General features: G+C 54.5%; 18 protein-coding genes. 10 read left to right on the forward strand and 8 right to left on the reverse strand.

Going from position 1 to position 17,584, the window contains the following annotated elements; genetic code table 11:
• Positions 1-59: 59 nt before the first annotated feature.
• The 3 genes from NMUL_RS05435 (at position 60) to htpX (ending at position 2,838) form a co-directional block, all read left to right on the forward strand.
• The gene (locus tag NMUL_RS05435; RefSeq protein WP_011380380.1) at positions 60-1,259 is read left to right on the forward strand and encodes a THUMP domain-containing class I SAM-dependent RNA methyltransferase; all 1,200 of its coding nucleotides are present in this window, start codon (positions 60-62) and stop codon (positions 1,257-1,259) included.
• Positions 1,252-1,758, forward strand: a complete 507-nt coding sequence (locus tag NMUL_RS05440) for a disulfide bond formation protein B (RefSeq protein WP_011380381.1) — start codon at positions 1,252-1,254, stop codon at positions 1,756-1,758. Before NMUL_RS05435 ends, NMUL_RS05440 begins: the two co-directional genes overlap by 8 nt.
• A 198-nt stretch (positions 1,759-1,956) precedes the next feature.
• Positions 1,957-2,838 carry a protease HtpX gene (gene htpX, locus NMUL_RS05445; RefSeq protein WP_011380382.1) on the forward strand — a complete coding sequence of 294 codons (882 nt, stop codon included), beginning with the start codon at positions 1,957-1,959 and terminating at the stop codon, positions 2,836-2,838.
• 114 nt (positions 2,839-2,952) lie between these two features.
• On the opposite strand, the gene NMUL_RS05450 is transcribed toward htpX, so the two are convergent.
• Positions 2,953-3,753 (reverse strand): MlaA family lipoprotein, encoded by an 801-nt coding sequence (locus NMUL_RS05450; protein WP_104009598.1) that lies wholly within the window; start codon positions 3,751-3,753, stop codon positions 2,953-2,955.
• A gap of 55 nt (positions 3,754-3,808) precedes the next feature.
• Between NMUL_RS05450 and NMUL_RS15620 the strand changes: the two genes are divergently transcribed.
• Positions 3,809-4,030 carry a hypothetical protein gene (locus NMUL_RS15620; RefSeq protein ID WP_146063186.1) on the forward strand — a complete coding sequence of 74 codons (222 nt, stop codon included), beginning with the start codon at positions 3,809-3,811 and terminating at the stop codon, positions 4,028-4,030.
• A gap of 255 nt (positions 4,031-4,285) precedes the next feature.
• Here NMUL_RS15620 and murJ read toward each other — a convergent pair whose 3' ends face one another.
• Positions 4,286-5,821 carry a murein biosynthesis integral membrane protein MurJ gene (murJ, locus tag NMUL_RS05455; RefSeq protein ID WP_011380384.1) on the reverse strand — a complete coding sequence of 512 codons (1,536 nt, stop codon included), beginning with the start codon at positions 5,819-5,821 and terminating at the stop codon, positions 4,286-4,288.
• Between the two features lie 204 nt (positions 5,822-6,025).
• Here murJ and rpsT point away from each other — a divergent pair, with 204 nt between their 5' ends.
• Positions 6,026-6,289 (forward strand): 30S ribosomal protein S20, encoded by a 264-nt coding sequence (gene rpsT / locus NMUL_RS05460; RefSeq protein WP_011380385.1) that lies wholly within the window; start codon positions 6,026-6,028, stop codon positions 6,287-6,289.
• A gap of 177 nt (positions 6,290-6,466) precedes the next feature.
• Here rpsT and NMUL_RS05465 read toward each other — a convergent pair whose 3' ends face one another.
• Both NMUL_RS05465 and NMUL_RS05470 read right to left on the reverse strand, forming a co-directional pair.
• A complete protein-coding gene (locus NMUL_RS05465) occupies positions 6,467-7,300 on the reverse strand; it encodes a slipin family protein (RefSeq protein ID WP_011380386.1) in 834 nt (277 codons plus the stop codon).
• Between the two features lie 13 nt (positions 7,301-7,313).
• Complete coding sequence (locus tag NMUL_RS05470) at positions 7,314-8,684, reverse strand: NfeD family protein (RefSeq protein ID WP_011380387.1); 1,371 nt, start codon at positions 8,682-8,684, stop codon at positions 7,314-7,316.
• 115 nt (positions 8,685-8,799) lie between these two features.
• On the opposite strand from NMUL_RS05470, the gene NMUL_RS05475 reads away from it, so the two are divergent.
• The 5 genes from NMUL_RS05475 to NMUL_RS05495 all read left to right on the forward strand — a co-directional run bounded on the left by NMUL_RS05475 (position 8,800) and on the right by NMUL_RS05495 (position 14,903).
• Complete coding sequence (locus NMUL_RS05475; RefSeq protein ID WP_041352407.1) at positions 8,800-10,779, forward strand: aminotransferase class I/II-fold pyridoxal phosphate-dependent enzyme; 1,980 nt, start codon at positions 8,800-8,802, stop codon at positions 10,777-10,779.
• Positions 10,780-10,879: 100 nt separating this feature from the next.
• Entirely contained in the window at positions 10,880-12,052 is a 1,173-nt protein-coding gene (locus NMUL_RS05480; protein WP_011380389.1) for an aspartate aminotransferase family protein, read from the forward strand.
• A 94-nt stretch (positions 12,053-12,146) separates the two neighbouring features.
• Positions 12,147-13,070 (forward strand): ornithine carbamoyltransferase, encoded by a 924-nt coding sequence (gene argF, locus NMUL_RS05485; RefSeq protein WP_041352408.1) that lies wholly within the window; start codon positions 12,147-12,149, stop codon positions 13,068-13,070.
• An 83-nt stretch (positions 13,071-13,153) separates the two neighbouring features.
• On the forward strand, positions 13,154-14,377 hold the full coding sequence (locus tag NMUL_RS05490; protein ID WP_011380391.1) for an argininosuccinate synthase: 1,224 nt from the start codon (positions 13,154-13,156) through the stop codon (positions 14,375-14,377).
• Between the two features lie 40 nt (positions 14,378-14,417).
• Entirely contained in the window at positions 14,418-14,903 is a 486-nt protein-coding gene (locus NMUL_RS05495; protein WP_011380392.1) for a YajQ family cyclic di-GMP-binding protein, read from the forward strand.
• Between the two features lie 96 nt (positions 14,904-14,999).
• Here the strand turns inward: NMUL_RS05495 and NMUL_RS05500 are convergent, their stop codons facing one another.
• From NMUL_RS05500 to NMUL_RS05515, 4 genes are all read right to left on the reverse strand, one after another.
• Positions 15,000-15,710, reverse strand: coding sequence for a type 1 glutamine amidotransferase (locus NMUL_RS05500; RefSeq protein WP_011380393.1), 711 nt, complete (start codon positions 15,708-15,710; stop codon positions 15,000-15,002).
• A 60-nt stretch (positions 15,711-15,770) separates the two neighbouring features.
• Positions 15,771-16,298, reverse strand: coding sequence for a FecR family protein (locus tag NMUL_RS05505; RefSeq protein ID WP_011380394.1), 528 nt, complete (start codon positions 16,296-16,298; stop codon positions 15,771-15,773).
• A 101-nt stretch (positions 16,299-16,399) separates the two neighbouring features.
• On the reverse strand, positions 16,400-16,819 hold the full coding sequence (locus tag NMUL_RS05510; protein ID WP_011380395.1) for an ExbD/TolR family protein: 420 nt from the start codon (positions 16,817-16,819) through the stop codon (positions 16,400-16,402).
• Positions 16,819-17,583, reverse strand: coding sequence for a MotA/TolQ/ExbB proton channel family protein (locus NMUL_RS05515; protein ID WP_011380396.1), 765 nt, complete (start codon positions 17,581-17,583; stop codon positions 16,819-16,821). The genes NMUL_RS05510 and NMUL_RS05515 overlap by 1 nt, the downstream gene beginning before the upstream one ends.
• Between the last annotated feature and the right edge of the window lies 1 nt (position 17,584).

A 17,584-nucleotide genomic window follows, 5' to 3' on the forward strand; every position in this document is an offset into this window, starting at 1 on the left:
GCGAGTATCCGGGGATCAGGTTCCCCTGATATCGTGACCCGCCTGCATTCTGTCATCCTGTGACGCTTCATCATTTTTTTGCTCCCTGTCCCCGTGGCGTGGAATCCGGGCTCGTTGCCGAGTTGGAGTGCCTCGGTGCTTCTGCCATAAATCCTCAGGATGGGGGCGTGGAATTTCAGGGGGATTGGGATACGTGCTATCGAACCAATCTGGAAAGCCGTATCGCCAGCCGCATTCTCTGGCGCGTTGCAAGCGAACCTTACGCTACCGAAATTGACGTATATAAAGTTGCGCGCCAGTTACCCTGGCACGATTGGTTCTCTCCGGCGCTTACAATCAAGGTCAACGTGGCTGCCATCAGGTGTCCGTTGCAGAGCCTGGATTTCGTTACGCTCAAGATCAAGGATGGAGTCTGCGACAGGTTCCGCGAAGTTGCCGGCAACCGGCCGAGTGTCGATACCGTGCAACCTGACATCCGGATTCACGGCTTTCTCGATGCCCGCAGGATTTCCTTGTATCTGGACACCTCCGGTGACGCGTTATTCAAGCGTGGCCTGCGAAAGAATACCGGGGAGGCTCCCCTCCGGGAAAATCTTGCTGCAGGAATTTTATCGCTGGCAGACTGGCGCCCGGGAATTCCGCTGCTTGATCCCATGTGCGGGAGCGGAACCTTTCTGCTGGAAGCGGCACAAATTGCCCTGAATATACCCCCAGGGCTGGGACGAAGTTTTGCTTTCGAAAAGCTCAGGATATTCGACAAAAAACGATGGGAGCAGATCAGAAAGGCGGCAATTGCAGGGCAGAAGACGAAATCTCAGCAACCGATATTTGGCAGCGATTTGTATGGCAATGCGATTGCTGTGGCCCAGGCCAATCTCTCCGCTGCCGGACTTTCTGAAGCAGTTACTCTCAAGCAGGCGAACGTGCTGGAATTGTCCGCTCCGGCATCTTCCGGCTTTCTTGTCACCAACCCCCCCTACGGGGTGAGATTGGGGGAGCAGAAACAGCTCATGGAGTTTTATCCGAAACTCGGCGACGTGCTTAAGAAGAAATTCAGCGGGTGGAATGCCTACATCTTGACTGCTGATCCACAGCTTCCCAAGCTCATACGTCTGACAGCCTCGCGTCGTATTCCGCTCTTCAACGGTGCGCTGGAGTGCCGCTTACTGGAATATAAAATTGTATCGGGCGGGATGCGCAAAACGAAAAAAACCGCCACCGGTGAGCCAGGACGAGTAACGGGAGCCGAGCATGAGTAACCCCATGAGGCCGGTACGAAGCATATTGCTGGCGATCTTCACCGGTTGCGCGGGCCTGATCGGCTACGCGCTTTATCTGCAACTCGTGGAAAATCTTTTGCCATGCCCGCTTTGTGTCGTGCAGCGTATGGCCTACTGGCTGATAGGCTTGACCGCGCTGGCCGGTTTTTTTCATACTCCGGAAACGACCGGTCGCCGCATCTATGCCGGCCTGATGGCAGTCTTTGCGTTCACCGGCGGGCTGGTTGCCTTGCGTCAGGCTTGGCTCGTCCGCTACCCGGAAGCATTCGAATGCGGTATCAGCCCTGAAGAAGCGTTTCTGAACGCGCTGCCGCTGGCACGATGGTGGCCCGTCATGTTCGAAGCAAACGGCGATTGCGCCGATGTCACATGGAAATTTGCTTCGCTTACTCTTCCGGATTGGTCCGCAATTTTTTTCATGATCCTTGCCGCGCTCTCGATTTATGTCCTGCTCGTCCGCGAAAATCAGCGCGAGTGATACACTAACAGCCTCCTGAATTCTTCGTCCGCCGTTCGCCCTGAGCTTTTTGACAGGCTCGTTTAAGAGGGCCTGAGTCGATCAGGGCAGGACAAGAATATTGCGAGGAGCAAGGTTCTGCCTGCAGCGTCTCCTTGAAAAATTGAACTCCCATCCCTATATATGATCCATCTCTGATACAAGGAAACGGAACTGTCCATGAAGCGAATTTTTCTATTTGTAGTTACCAATCTGGCCATCTTGCTGGTGCTGAGCATCACATTGCGCTTGTTGGGTGTTGATCGCATGCTTGACGAGCAGGGTGTGGGTATCAATTACAATTCACTGCTTGTCATGGCGGCAGTAATCGGTTTTGGCGGTTCGCTGATTTCGCTGGCCATGTCCAAGTGGAGTGCGAAACGCATGACGGGTGCGGTCGTGATCGAGCAACCTTCCGATCCGACCGAGCGCTGGCTGGTGGAAACTGTCCGGCGGCAGGCTGAGCGCGTGGGTATCGGTATGCCGGAAGTGGCGATCTACGAGGCACCGGACATGAATGCCTTTGCAACCGGCATGAACCGCAACGAGGCATTGGTGGCGGTAAGTACCGGCTTGCTTCAGGCTATGACAAAAGATGAAATCGAGGGAGTGCTGGCGCATGAAATAAGCCATGTTGCCAACGGCGATATGGTGACACTTGCGCTGATTCAGGGTGTCGTCAATACCTTCGTGATTTTTTTATCGAGAGTCATCGGCCATTTCGTGGACAGGGTCATATTCAAAACCGAGCGGGAGTACGGCCCCGCCTTCATGGTTACCACACTGATCGCCCAAATGGTACTTGGGATATTGGCGAGCATCATTGTAATGTGGTTCAGCCGCCAGCGTGAGTTTCGTGCGGATGCGGGTGGAGCGCAGCTGGCTGGACGCAACAAAATGATCGCAGCGCTTGAACGCCTGCAACGCCGGCACGAGCCCTCCCAGTTGCCGGAGCGGTTGGAAGCATTCGGTATTTCCGGAGGGGAAGGGGGTCTCAGAACCCTGTTCATGTCTCATCCGCCTCTTGAAGTGCGTATTGCAGCGCTTCGCGCGATGACCTGATCGGCATGAAATAAAAAGGGCGGAAGCATAACATGCTTCCGCCCTTTTTTGCGCCCCGTCAGTTCTGACGGGTCAGGTTCGACAGGCTTTTACTTTCTTGTTCCTTCGCGCGGTTCAAATTTCCTCTTCATCCTCCGTATCCTTCGGGGGATTCCCGTCATACACCAGATTTTGCCGTCTCTGGAGATAGGCATCCCGGATAAACTCGTATTTGTCTAGGGAAGCTTCTTCCAGGGTTTTTTCGGATTTGAGCAGATCGGCGCGAGCGTCCGTAACCTTGGTGGAGCCCACTATCGGACCTATAAAGGGTGCGACGAAAAAGCTGCCCACAAATACAGGGTCGGTCACGGTGTCAATGACGCGTCCCCCCGCATCCCGGGTGGAGCTGGGTCCGAGGAAGGGCAAAACGACATACGGTCCGCTTGCGACGCCATAATGACCCAGAGTCTGCCCGAAATCCTCATTATGCTTTTCCAGACCAATACCGCTTGCCAGATCCACGATGCCGGCGAGACCAAGCGTGCTGTTCACCACGAACCGGGTGCTGCTGGTGAGCGCATTGCTGAATTTGAGCTGCAAAAGATTATTCAGCGTGATCGGTATATCACCGAGATTGGCGAAAACATTTCCTACTGCCGTTTCAAGGGGGTCCGGCATTATCCATCTGTATCCCCTTGCAACCGGCCTCATGACGTAATCATCAACCGATTCATTGAATGAAAATATCTTGCGGTTGACGGGTTCCCACGGGTCTTTTTTACTGTAGGTCGGGTAAGTGGCAGGTGGAGCCGCATTTTTGAATACAGGTCCCTCAATCGCTTCTGTTGGCCTGTTATCATCAACAGAAGCGGTTTTGGCGGTCGAAGCGTTCTTCTCTGCGGGAGCGCTTCCATCAGCCGTGGTGTCCTCAGCCATGGCCCCACCGTTGAGGAGAGACCCAAGAAGTAACGGCAATAATAGAGGAGAAGGTTTGACAGAGCGTGCCATAGTCAAGGTAAATCCTGAAGTTGACAGGGAATGTTTTTTCGCCATTATATGGCTAATTTCAAGCAAGAAAACACTTTTTTTCTCGCTCAATCCTGAGGCTTTTTCCGGGATGTTTGTTCATGCTTCATCTGCTTTACGACGCGCTTTTCACGATCTTAACGTTCTCTCCCCTGTCCCTCTTCCACCGGTGAGAGAAGGAGATTGAGATTCGATAATCGGGCCTTTTGCTGGCTATCCAGTCTTTTGCGCCGGAGAGGGAAATGAAGAGTAATGAGAGCTTCCTGCAAACATGGCTTTCGTTAATCCTCATGCAAGAACGGTAAACGTTGGCGAGTCTGAAATTATTCGACCACTCGTACCGTGAGTTCCAGATCCTCCTTTCTTCCCGGTGTGCGAGAGGAGTGGGAGAGAGTGGAAAGAGTGACAACGTACCAGAAGCGCACTGTACGCTATTCAGCTTCTATGCAGCGCGCCGGGAGAAATCCTTAAGGCGAAAACCGAGCAGCCATAAGGTAACAAAGTAGCTCGCCGCCCCGATCATGACGACTCCTGCCAACCGTACCCCTCGCACTGCCGCCGTATCCGTCAGCCACGAAACATCGGTGCCTGAAGCAAACCATAATATGGTTCCCATCATCGCCAGGGCTGCCGATATTTTTGTCATAAAGATGCCCCATCCTGGTTGAGGCTGATAAATCTGATGACGCCGTAATTTGTAATAGAGCAGGCCCGCATTGATACAGGCGCCCAATCCGATGGCAAGCGCGAGCCCGGCGTGTCGCAGCGGTATGATGAAGGCGAGATTCATCAACTGGGTCGCGACAAGCGTGATGAGGGCTATTTTTACCGGTGTCTTGATGTTCTGTCTTGCGTAGAAACCAGGGGCCAGCACTTTCACCAGAATCAGCCCCAGCAGGCCCACGCTGTACGCGATGAGGGCATTGCGTGTCATCCAGACATCATTGGCCGAGAATTCGCCGTGATGAAACAGTGTCGTGATAAGCGGCGTGGCAAGCAGCGCCAGCGCCAGCGCCGCCGGCAGCGTCAGCAGCATGGTCAGGCGCAAACCCCAGTCAAGCAGCCGGGAATATTCATCCGTGCTGTTGTCGGCATAGTGCCGCGACAAGGACGGCAGCAGGACCGTGCCGAGCGCAACACCCAACAGACCGGCGGGAAACTCCATTAGCCGATCCGCATAATAAAGCCAGGAAACGCTGCCTGTGACAAGAAAGGAAGCAAATATCGTGTTGATCAGCAGGCTGATCTGGCCGATAGACATGCCGAAAACAGCCGGTCCCATTTGCTTGAGAACACGCCATGCACCATTGTCGGGGGATTTCAGGCGCGGGCGCGGCATCAATTTGAGGCGCATGAGGAACGGTACCTGGAAGGCAAGCTGGAGCACCCCCCCGATGAATACCGCCCACGCGAGCGCCAGCACTGGCGGGTCCATGAGGGGTGCCAGCCATAGCGAGCAGCCGATAAACGACAGGTTGAGCAGGGCCGGAGTCAGGGCAGGCACTGAAAATCTGCTCCAGGTGTTGAGGATGCCGCCAGCCAGCGACACGAGCGAGATGAACAGGATGTAGGGAAACGTGATCTGCAGCAGTTCCACCGTAAGCTCGAATTTCCCGGGGCTTGCCGTGAATCCTGGCGCACTTACATAGATGACCAGCGGTGCCGCAATAACGCCTGCCAGCGTGACCGCAAATAGCGCGATGAACAGCAGCGTTGCGACATGACTTACCAGCTCGCGCGTATCTTCGGCTGTGCGGCGATTCTTGTATTCGGCAAGTATGGGCACGAACGCCTGAGAAAACGCCCCCTCGGCGAACAGCCGGCGCAACAGGTTGGGGATACGGAATGCCACAAAGAAAGCATCGGTTTCGACGCCTGCGCCAAAAATGCGGGCAATGATGACATCCCGCGCAAATCCCAGAATGCGGGATATGAACGTCATCCCGCTGACGGTGACAAGGGCTTTGAGCAGATTCATGGATGCGTATGTTAACTGAATACTTGAGGTTTAGGGTCGCTTCACCATGAGTCGTTCTTCACTGCCGTTCCCCGACAGGCGCAAATCAGGACAAATGCTGCAATGGATAGCAACAAAAGGCAGAGTTGTCAGTTTTCTTGCAATCAGGCGTAAACATCCGTATCATTCGAAAATTTTCCGCAAAGGGTAATCCGAGGAATTTTCATGGCCAACAGCGCACAAGCAAGAAAACGTGCTAGACAGAATATCAGTCATCGTAACCGCAACATGAGTCTGCGCTCGGAATTGCGCACAGCGATCAAGCATGTAAGAAAGGCGATCGGATCGGCTGACAAAAATACTGCCCAGGCTGCATATCAGGCGTCTGTCGCTACCATAGATTCGATTGCGGACAAGGGAATCATTCACAAGAACAAGGCAGCCCGTCATAAAAGCCGTCTCTCGTCAGCCATCAAGGCGATGGCCTGATCGTTCAACTCCCAACAAAAAAGCCCGGGAATCACCCGGGCTTTTTTGTTGGTGCTCCTTTTGTCGATGGTTTAGCACTTACCCGATCCATGGGGAGTATGCAAAAGTCTCGCCTCGAGCAGGAAAGGACCGGTCTCGAGGGGAGGGGGTTCGCATGGGTGTCGGCATTAGCGGTGATTACGTGGATTCAGCGGAATTAGGTAGCGGAAGCGAGGGGGCATCTTCTGGTCCTGCGGTATCGGAAGCTTTCGCCCTCCGGTTCCCGGTCGACTCTGTCAGAGTCGATACCAGATCCATCGGTACTGGAAAAATAACCGTATTGGATTTGTCGCCCGCAATTGTCGTAAGCGTCTGGAGATAGCGCAGTTGCATGGCGCCGGCCTGCCGCGACAGCGTTTCTGCCGCCTGCATGAGTTGCTCCGATGCCTGTAATTCACCCTCGGCGTGAATCACCTTGGCGCGACGTTCGCGTTCCGCTTCCGCCTGCCGGGCAATAGCCCGTATCATGGATTCGTCAATGTCCACATGCTTGATCTCGACATTGGATACCTTGATGCCCCAGGCGTCGGTCTGAATGTCCAGCACTTTCTGGATATCCATGTTGAGTTTCTCGCGTTCCGCCAGCATTTCATCGAGTTCGTGCTTGCCCAGTACCGATCGCAACGTGGTTTGCGCGAACTGGCTGGTGGCGGCAAGAAAGTTCTCCACCTGGATGATGGATTTTTGCGGATCGACCACGCGAAAATACACCACGGCACTGACTTTCACCGAGACGTTGTCGCGTGAAATGACGTCTTGGCTCGGTACGTCCATCACCACCGTGCGCAGGTCAACTTTCACCATTTTCTGAATCCCTGGAATGATGATGATCAGGCCGGGGCCTTTCACCTTGTAGAAGCGGCCGAGCAGGAACACGACACCCCGTTCATATTCGCGCAAAATGCGGAATATCGAGAATAGCGCGAGGATAAGAATGAGGGCGAGCGTGCCGAATACCGAATTGGCGAGCATAAGTGTCTCCTGGTTATTTTTCTGCTGCGGTTACATGCAGGATGAGGCCGTCGATTCCGGTCACACGCACCTTCTGGCCCCGAACCAGCGGTTGGGCGGAGTGCACGGTCCACAACTCGCCGCGGATACGCGCCATGCCGTCACCGGAAGTGTCTTCCAGCATTTCTCCCACTGAGCCGACCATATGCTCCTGACCACTCAGCAACGGTTTCCGGCGGGTCTTGAGCGCCATGCCGATTACTGAAATCAGGAACAGGGCACTGGCGAAGGCTACTCCGCCGACGAGCGTCCAGGGGATACCGAAACCGGGCGCCTCACTGTCAATCAGCATCAGGGAGCCCACGACGAAAGCGATAATTCCGCCGATACCGAGGGCCCCGAAGCTGGGCAGGAATACTTCGGCCACCATGAACCCGATCCCGAGCAGGATCAAGGCAAGTCCGGCATAGCTCACCGGCAGTAACTGGAAGGCATACAGGGCGATAAGCAGGCAGATGGCGCCTGCCACGCCGGGTAGCACAAAACCGGGGTTGGCAAACTCGAAGAACAGTCCGTAAATGCCGATAAGCATCAGGACATAGGCGACGCTTGGATTGGTGATGATGGCGAGCAGCCGCGTGCGCCAGTCGGGTTCCACGACTTCCATGGTGGCGGAAGTGGTATCGAGCTTACGGTCCTGGCCCAGTACGTTCACTTGCCTGCCATTGAGCTGCTTCAGCAGATCCGCGATGTCGGTAGCGATATAATCGACAACTTTGAGGTGCAGCGCTTCGGAGGCCGACAGACTGACCGCTTCGCGGACGGCTCTTTCCGCCCATTCCACATTACGCCCGCGCATTTGCGCCAGGCCGCGTATGTACGCCGCAGCATCATGAATCATTTTGCGGGACATTTCGTCCTTTACGGGAAGCTGGCCTTCTTTTTCCGGATTTTGCGCGCGGTTCTCGCCTGATTTCGGTTGGGGCCTGGGTTCAGGCTCTGATCGGGGAAAGCCACCCATTTCTATTGGGGTTGCGGCACCCAGGTTGGTGCCCGGAGCCATCGCGGCGATATGGCTGGCATACAGGATATAAGTGCCGGCACTGGCTGCCCGAGCCCCACTCGGCGCCACAAAAGTCGCCACGGGCAAGGGTGAAGCCAGGACACCGCGGATGATCTGCCGCATGGAAGTGTCGAGGCCTCCCGGCGTGTCCAGTTGTAACACCACAAGCAGCGCGTTCTCGTTCGCGGCGCGTTCCAGTCCGCGCTGGATGAAATCGGCGCTGGCCGGAGCAATGGGGCCATCGATTTTCAACACCACGACAGGGGAAGCTCGAACAATTGACGGCAGCAGAAACAGCATCGCCAGGACACTGACAAAAAGAGTGCGAATGAGTAGTTTCATTTATTCAATATAGACCGTTTCATCCGTTACAAATTCGCCAAAAAAGCTTGCGGATGCTTGCAATGCCCTTTGTTTTGGCGCATAAAGCGACTTCCATATCAAAAGCATTTATTTCATGAAGAGACCGGTAAGCAGAATTCTCGTTATCAATGATGAAAAACTGATACTCAAGGAGCTCATAAAGGGATTGAACGCCGCGGCCAGATCCCTTGAGAACCCTCTGGGAATCACGTTTTTGGGGGTCACTACTGCGCGGGAGGCGCTGCAGGCCATTCAGGATGATGGCGACATTCAGTCCGTGCTGGTGGACGATACGCTCTATACGCTGAAAAATGGCGAGAAGGGCTCCCGCATCCTGCAAATGACGGCGCTGAAACTGGTGCAGGAAATAACCCGTTTCCGCCCCGAGCTGGATATCTATATCCTGATCGCGCAGGAGAAAGAGGATGAGGTGGTGGATGCGCTGTTTTCTGAAACCGTGGATGGTTATTTCTATCGGGAAGAGCGTGATTACCGGGGCATGTACCGGATTTTGAATGCCCAGCTTCAGGAAAAAGCGCGCACGCCTTTTTACGATCAACTCAAAAGTTATGTATTGATGGCAAAGGATGCCTGGCATACACCTGGGCATTCTTCAGGCGATTCGTTGCGGGACAGTCCCTGGGCCAGCGATTTCTACCAGTTTATCGGCGAGCATATTTTTCGCGCAGATCTGTCGGTGTCGGTGCCCATGCTCGATTCGCTCATGGAACCTTCCGGGGTCATTGCCGAAGCGCAGAAGATTGCGGCAAAGGCGTTTGGCGCGCGCCGCACTTTTTTTGCCACAAATGGCACTTCCACCGCCAACAAGGTGATATTCCAGACGTTGCTCGCTCCTGGCGAAAAGCTGCTGCTGGATCGGAACTGCCATAAATCGGTTCATCACGGAGTCGTGCTATCCGGCGCCCATCCCATCTATCTCAACTCCTCGGTAAACAAGAAATTCGGGGTTTATGGGCCGGTGCCCAAGCAGACACTGTTCAGGGCAATCGAAGAACATCCCGATGCCCAGGCGCTCATACTCACGAGTTGCACCTATGATGGTTTCCGCTATGACCTGCCTCCGATCATAGAGGCCGCGCATGCCAAAGGCATCAAGGTGATCATCGATGAAGCCTGGTACGGGTTCGCCCGCTTTCATCCGGCTTTCCGTCCCACCGCCCTGGAAGCAGGCGCAGATTATGCTACTCAAAGTACACACAAGGTGCTGTCGGCTTTTTCCCAGTCCAGCATGATTCATATCAATGATCCCGAATTCAACGAGCATCTGTTTCGGGAAAATTTCAACATGCATACTTCCACCAGCCCGCAGTACAGCATGATTGCAAGTCTCGACGTGGCGCGCAAACAGGTGGTGATGGAGGGATACAAGCTATTGTCGCGCACGCTGGAGCTGGCGAAGGAAGTACGTGAGCAAATCAATTCGACCGGCGTGTTTCGCGTACTGGAACTGACGGATCTGCTGCCTGACGAGGTGAAGAACGACAATATCCAGCTCGATTCGACCAAGGTCACCGTCGATATTTCGCATTGTGGCTTTACGGTGGAAGATTTGGTCCGGGAACTGTTCGAGCGATATAACATTCAGGTGGAAAAATCCACTTTCAATACGCTCACTCTGCTGCTGACCATCGGTACCACGCGCAGCAAGGTATCGCGCCTTTACGATGCTCTCATGCGCATCGCACGCGAGGGCAGGGCGCCCCGCAGACTCTACCAGATCCCGGAGCTTCCGGGATTTACTGAATTGAAGTATCTGCCGCGGGATGCCTTTTACTGCGGCGGCGAGATCGTTCCGTTGCTCGACGAGCAGGAGCGGATAAATGATAGCCTGAAAGGGAAGGTCTGCGCGGATCAGATCACGCCTTACCCCCCGGGTATTCCGGTCCTGGTGCCAGGCCAGACCATCACGTCCGGGGTGGTGCAATATCTAGTCAGCATGCTACGATCGCAGAAACGGGTGGAAGTGCACGGGATCGTTTATGACGGCTATCTGCCGTGTTTGAGGCTGTTGAGCGACGTCGAGGAAAAGAGCTTGAAAAAGCTTGCAAAATAGGTAAAACTAAAGGATTCCACAGAATAAACCACAATAAATTCCACCACGTCGCACGGCGGCTCATGCCGCCGTGTTGCATTCTGATCTGGCAAATTTACCTATGTCGAATTTGATGAACACTTACCTGCGCCTGCCCGTTACATTTGCGAGGGGGGAAGGGGTGTGGTTATGGGACGAGGAGGGCAAGCGCTATCTCGATGCGCTTGCGGGAGTAGCGGTATGCGGGCTGGGGCATTGCCACCCGGCGCTGGCAAAGGCCCTTTGCGACCAGGCAGGTACCCTTATCCATACTTCCAATCTCTACCATATCAGGAAGCAGGAACAACTAGGAACGAGATTGACCGCGCTTTCAGGCATGGACAATGCATTTTTCTGCAATTCAGGGGCGGAAGCCAATGAGGCAGCGATCAAGCTCGCGAGGTTGTATGGACATGGGAAGAATATCGATTTGCCGACTATTATCGTCATGGAAAAATCCTTCCACGGACGTACCATGGCGACCCTGACCGCAAGTGGCAACCGCAAGGTGCAGGCTGGCTTCGAGCCGCTCCTCACCGGTTTTGCGCGGGTTCCCTATAATGATCTCGAGGCAGTGGCACAGGTTGCGGAACACAACAAGAACGTCGTTGCTATCCTGGTTGAACCTTACCAGGGGGAGGGGGGGGTCAATGTGCCGCAGGCAAATTATCTGCAAGGTCTCCGCCACCTCTGTAACCAGAACGGCTGGCTGCTGATGCTGGATGAAGTACAGTGCGGAATCGGCCGCACCGGCAACTGGTTCGCTTTTCAATACAGCGGCATCACGCCCGATGTCGTCACGCTCGCCAAAGGCCTGGGATCGGGCGTGCCGATTGGGGCCTGCCTGGCGAAAGGTATCGCGGCAAATGTCTTCAAGCCAGGCAATCATGCCTCCACTTTCGGTGGAAACCCGCTTGCCTGCAGTGCTGCGCTCACCACGCTCGAAGTAATCGAGAAAGAAGATCTGCTGCGCAATGCAATGGAAGTGGGCGATTTCATGCGCAGTCTGTTCAAGGCGCAATTGGCGGATTTGCCGGAGGTCATTGAAATTCGCGGCCAGGGCCTGATGATAGGCATCGAGCTTTCGAAACCGTGTGGTGAACTGGTGAAGGAAGCTTTGAAAAAAGGCCTTCTCATCAATGTAACCTCCGACAAGGTCGTGCGTCTGCTACCGCCGCTGGTGATTCAACGCAGCGAGGCTGAGCAGGTAGTCAACATTTTATCTCCCATTGTGAAGGAATTTCTGGCAGCTTGAGTTTTTTGCGATCGCAAAAAGTGAACGGTTGAAGTCAGCCGGCCCAAGTCTTCGCAATAGTCTTCGCAACGGACTCGCCCCTGACACCAAAAATATGCAGATCAAGCATTTCTTACAGTTCAACGATTTTTCCCGGGAGGAATTCGAGTATCTGTTCGAGCGCACGCGCTGGATCAAGCAGGAGTTCAAGCAATACCGACGCTACTGGCCCCTGGAAGACCGTACTCTGGCCATGATCTTTGACAAGCATTCAACCCGCACCAGGCTTTCGTTTGAGGCGGGCATGCACCAGTTGGGCGGGGCGGCGATCTATCTTTCCACTCGTGATACCCAGTTGGGGCGCGGCGAGCCGGTCGAAGATGCGGCCCGGGTGATTTCGCGGATGGTGGATATCGTCATGATCCGTACCCATGAGCATGATATCGTCAGGCGGTTTGCGGCGCATTCGCGTGTTCCGGTCATTAATGGACTGACCGATGAATATCACCCCTGCCAGATCATTGGGGATATTTTTACGTTCATCGAGCACCATGGCAGCATTACCGGCAAGACGGTGGCGTGGATAGGGGACTCCAACAACGTTTGCAATACGTGGCTTCAGGCAGCGGAAGTATTCGATTTCAACGTCCATGTCTCCACTCCGCGAGGCTACGAAGTGGAGCCGGAACGGGCCGGTCTTTACGGGACAAGCCACTATGAGGAGTTTGCGGATCCACATGAGGCAGTAAAAGGTGCAGACCTCGTTACCACGGACGTCTGGACCAGCATGGGATTCGAGGCCGAAACCGAGGAGCGAAAAAGGGATTTTGCGGATTTTCGGGTGGATGCGGAAATGATGTCGCACACCCGCAAGGATGCGTTGTTCATGCATTGCCTGCCTGCTCATCGCGGGGAGGAAGTGGCGGCGGAAGTGATAGACGGACCGCAATCGGTGGTATGGGATGAAGCGGAGAACCGGCTGCATACGCAAAAGGCGCTGATTGAATACCTGTTGCTGGGAAGACTGGATAACGCCTGATAGAGCAGGATTTTCAATAGGAGTTATTCGGGAAGTCAAGCCGGCATTTTTATTAATGAGACAAGCATGGGAAAAGAAACAAGGTGAATGTCGCTCAGATTAAAAAAGTAGTCCTGGCATTTTCCGGCGGTCTGGATACGTCGGTAATCCTGAAGTGGCTGCAGGATACCTACCGGTGCGAAGTTGTCACCTTCACCGCTGACATTGGCCAGGGGGAGGAGGTGGAACCTGCCCGTGCAAAGGCGAAGCAGCTTGGCGTGAGGGAAATCTTCATCGACGACTTGCGCGAAGAATTCGTACGCGATTTCGTCTTTCCCATGTTTCGGGCCAATACCCTTTATGAAGGGGAGTACCTGCTCGGCACCAGCATCGCACGCCCGCTGATTGCCAAGCGCCAGATCGAAATCGCGCGAGAAACCGGTGCGGACGCCGTGTCGCACGGCGCGACCGGGAAAGGCAATGATCAGGTGCGCTTTGAACTCGGTTACTATGCGCTTCAACCGGATATCCGGGTGATTGCGCCGTGGCGCGAATGGGACCTTACATCCCGGGAAAAGCTTCTGAAATACGCGGAGCAGCACGGCATCCCGGTGGAAATGAAGAAAAAGGAAGGCTCTCCCTACAGTATGGATGCCAACCTTCTGCATATTTCGTATGAGGGACGTATTCTCGAAGACCCTGCGCAGGAGCCGGAAGAGTCGATGTGGCGGTGGAGTGTTTCGCCGGAAAAAGCTCCGGATAGTCCCGAATATCTCGACCTCGAATTCAGGCAGGGCGATATCGTTGCATTGGATGGGGAAGAGCTTTCGCCGGCGCGCCTGCTCGCCAGACTCAATGAACTGGGGGGCAAGCACGGGATAGGGCGCCTGGATCTGGTCGAAAACCGGTATGTCGGTATGAAGTCCCGCGGGTGCTACGAGACTCCCGGCGGCACGATCATGCTGCGTGCCCACCGGGCCATGGAGTCCATTACACTGGACCGTGAAGTCGCACATTTGAAAGACGAGCTTATGCCACGCTATGCCGAACTGATTTACAACGGCTATTGGTGGAGTCCCGAACGCAGAATGATGCAGACGATGATCGATGCGTCACAGGCGCATGTGAACGGCTGGGTGCGGGTGAAGCTCTACAAGGGTAATGTGATTGTCGTGGGGAGAGACTCGAAAACAGATTCGCTGTTTGATCCCCATATTGCAACCTTCGAGGATGACCAGGGTGCGTACAATCAGATGGATGCTGCCGGTTTCATCAAGTTGAATGCACTCAGGATGCGGATTGCCGCCAATTTAAGAAATCGCAAATAATAGCGCTGGAACTGCATGAGATTCTTTTGAGAAGATTGATATGCCATCATTCGATATCGTTTCCGAAGTCGACAAGCAGGAAGTTAGAAACGCGATTGACCAGGTGAATAAGGAAGTGGGCACGCGTTTCGACTTCAAGGGTTCTGACGCCCGCGTGGAACAGGCGGATTATACCCTTACTGTTTTTGCCGATGATGAATTCAAGCTGGACCAGGTATTCGACATTCTGACCACCAAACTGGCCAAGCGGAATGTCGATGTGCGCTCCCTGGACAAGGGTCAGGTGGAAAAAATCAGCGGCAACAAGGTGAAGCAGCTCGTTACGGTAAAAACCGGCGTGGAAAGTGAGTTGGCTAAAAAAATTATCAGGCTCATCAAGGACAGTAAACTCAAGGTCCAAGGCAGCATTCAGGGGGAGACTGTGCGCGTTTCAGGCGCAAAGCGGGATACCTTGCAAGAGGCCATCCAATTGGTCAAGAAATCGGTCACGGATTTTCCCCTGCAATTCCAGAATTTTCGCGATTGACCAACGTTTCGATTAATCCTGAACGCCCTGATTTTTATCCCCCTCTCTGTCTGTTTCCTGATTCTCCTCGTCTCCACAATTCCCCGATCGATTTGATCAATTGAACCTGATCCCCTTGATCCAGCGCTCATAGAGCTTGTCGGCTACACACTGCAACCGCGATATTCGGACAGACAAGTTTGTTTGCATTGCCTCTGCGGCCTGGACCGCAGGGCCGGGGCTCGAGGCAATTTCTGCCGCCCCGTGGGTGCACCAGTCTTTCACCATCTCTTCGGTCATTTCCACATGGCACTGCAATCCCAAGTGCTTATTATCCAGAGTGAACGCCTGATTTTTGCACCAGGGACTGGAAAGCAGCAGTGTGGCGTTATCCGGGATAGTGAAAATCTCGCCATGCCAGTGGAACACTTCGCACTTTGACAGATCTCCAAACCATTCCCGAGCTGGCTGGTTGTCGGCAGTGCTCGCCTCACCCCAGCCGATTTCCTTGACCCGGCTTTTGGAAACTCCTCCTCCCAGTGCCTTCGCCATTAATTGACCACCGAGGCAGTGCCCCAATACAGGAATATTGTTTGCCACTGCCTGGCGAATCAACGAGAGTTCATTTCTGATCCAAGGCAAATCGTCATTTACACTCATCGGGCCCCCCATGAATACCAAGCCGCCGAATTGCCCGGCATCGCCAGGTACACTTTCACCGGCATCGATTTTTATGAGTTGCCAGGGAATGGCATGGCGATCGAGAAACGTGGCTAAATAGCCTGGCCCTTCGATTGGAAAATGCCTGAAGATTGCGACCGGCTTCATGAATATGCATGCACTCCGCTGGCTGGTGGGTAGGAATGGGAGGAAAGGGAATGGAGATGTTCAGTACCGGTCAGCTTGGCGCCAGGGGGCCACCTCGGCATCCGCAATCACCCTCTGGCCGGTAACGTGGACACCATCAAAATCCGCGCGCTCGTGCGCGCCTACGAGGTAAGTTCCGGTCTTAACCAGGATCTCCACCTGTCCATTCGCTACCGCAACGCTGCCGCCAGCGGCGCGCTTGTTGACGCTGAAACGGGTGCCGGTGTCCCTGATATAAGTGGCTCCCACCTTCAGATTCAGTTTTCCGGGCTGGCTGCCCCTGACATCAAAGAAGGCGTTGCCCCGCAACAGTTCAATCCCGCTGGGTTCCGTATTGGTGACAGCAACACTGCTGTCGGCATCGAGACTGATGGCGATATCGGGCGTTACAAGAACGGTGAGCCGCTGGCCGGGAATGGTTTCATGGAGGCGTGTAGTAATCGGCTTGGCAATGAACCAGGATAACAGGCCGAGCCCTACGGCGATAGCTACGATAGAGCCATGTACCACGAACGGTAGCCACCACCGGTCGCGAATCACGCCGGGCATGCAACCATTATCCCCGCAATGACGGAGCGTTCGCCGGCGTATCTGTCATCGCTTGAATTGACCGTAATGATATTCCTTCCGCGGCCGCGCTTCGGCAATTGTTATTTTTGTGAAGGGTCGGTAACGAAACCTATTCGCACCAGTCCCGCCTTTGCTGCAATAGACATCACCTGCGCTACATGCTCGTAGTGGACATGTTTGTCGGCGCGGATATGAAGCTCGATATTGGGATTTTGCCCTACCGCTTCAGTGAAGCGCGGAGGCAGTTGATCCATTGTAACCGATTCACCGTTCCAGTAAAGAGTGGAGTCGTCACGCAAGGCGAATTCCACATGATCCGGTTGAGTGATGTTTGGACTGCTGGATGCCTTGGGCAGGTCGATTTTAACGGAATGCGTGAGCAACGGCGCCGTAATGATAAAAATCACCAGTAGTACCAGCATCACGTCCACCAGGGGTACGACGTTGATTTCAGCCATGGGGAGCGGCCGGTTACTGCTGTTCATGCTGCCGAATGCCATTACAGCCTCCTTTCGCCCGGTGCCGCTGCCGGGGAAATCAGCGGGGTAACCACCCGCAAGGAACGCTCGTCACCGGGAGCCCCGCCTGTTTTTGTTCCAACCGTGATCAGGACGAAAAGATCATGGGCAAAGGCATCGAGTCGTGCCAGCCAGATGCGATTGCGCCGTCCAAATGTGTTATAGGCCAAAACCGCGGGAATTGCCACTGCCAGCCCGAGCGCTGTCATGATCAACGCTTCTCCCACGGGACCTGCTACCTTGTCCAGCGTTCCTTGGCCGGATAATCCAATCTGGATCAAGGCGTGATAGATGCCCCATACCGTGCCAAACAATCCGATATAGGGTGCCGCCGAACCCGCGGATGCGATCACGGTGAGACCATTTTCCACCTGTGCTGCTTCCTGGTCGAGACCATTGCGCAGTACGCGGGTGATGAATTCGCTCGCGCCCCCCGCTGCAGCGAGATTTTGCAATCCGTGTTTCTCCGAATCGGCGGCCGCGTTCATTGCCAATCGGGCAAGTTGCGCAAAGGCGTTGTCATCGGCGTCCTCTTTCAGCGTCGAATTTACTTCTTGCAACGACCCCGCGCTCCAGAAGCGCTTGAGAAAGGCGTCAGCCCGCTTTCCCGCCATGATATTGGAGATACCCTTGGTCAGGATGAGATACCAGCTTGCTACAGAGAGTGCAAGCAGCAGTATGAGCACCGTCATACCGACGCCGTCGAGCTGCGCCAGAAAATTTGAAAATCCGAGACCTGTTTGCATT

The sequence above is a fragment of the Nitrosospira multiformis ATCC 25196 genome, from assembly GCF_000196355.1.
GTDB classification, from domain to species: Bacteria; Pseudomonadota; Gammaproteobacteria; order Burkholderiales; family Nitrosomonadaceae; genus Nitrosospira; species Nitrosospira multiformis.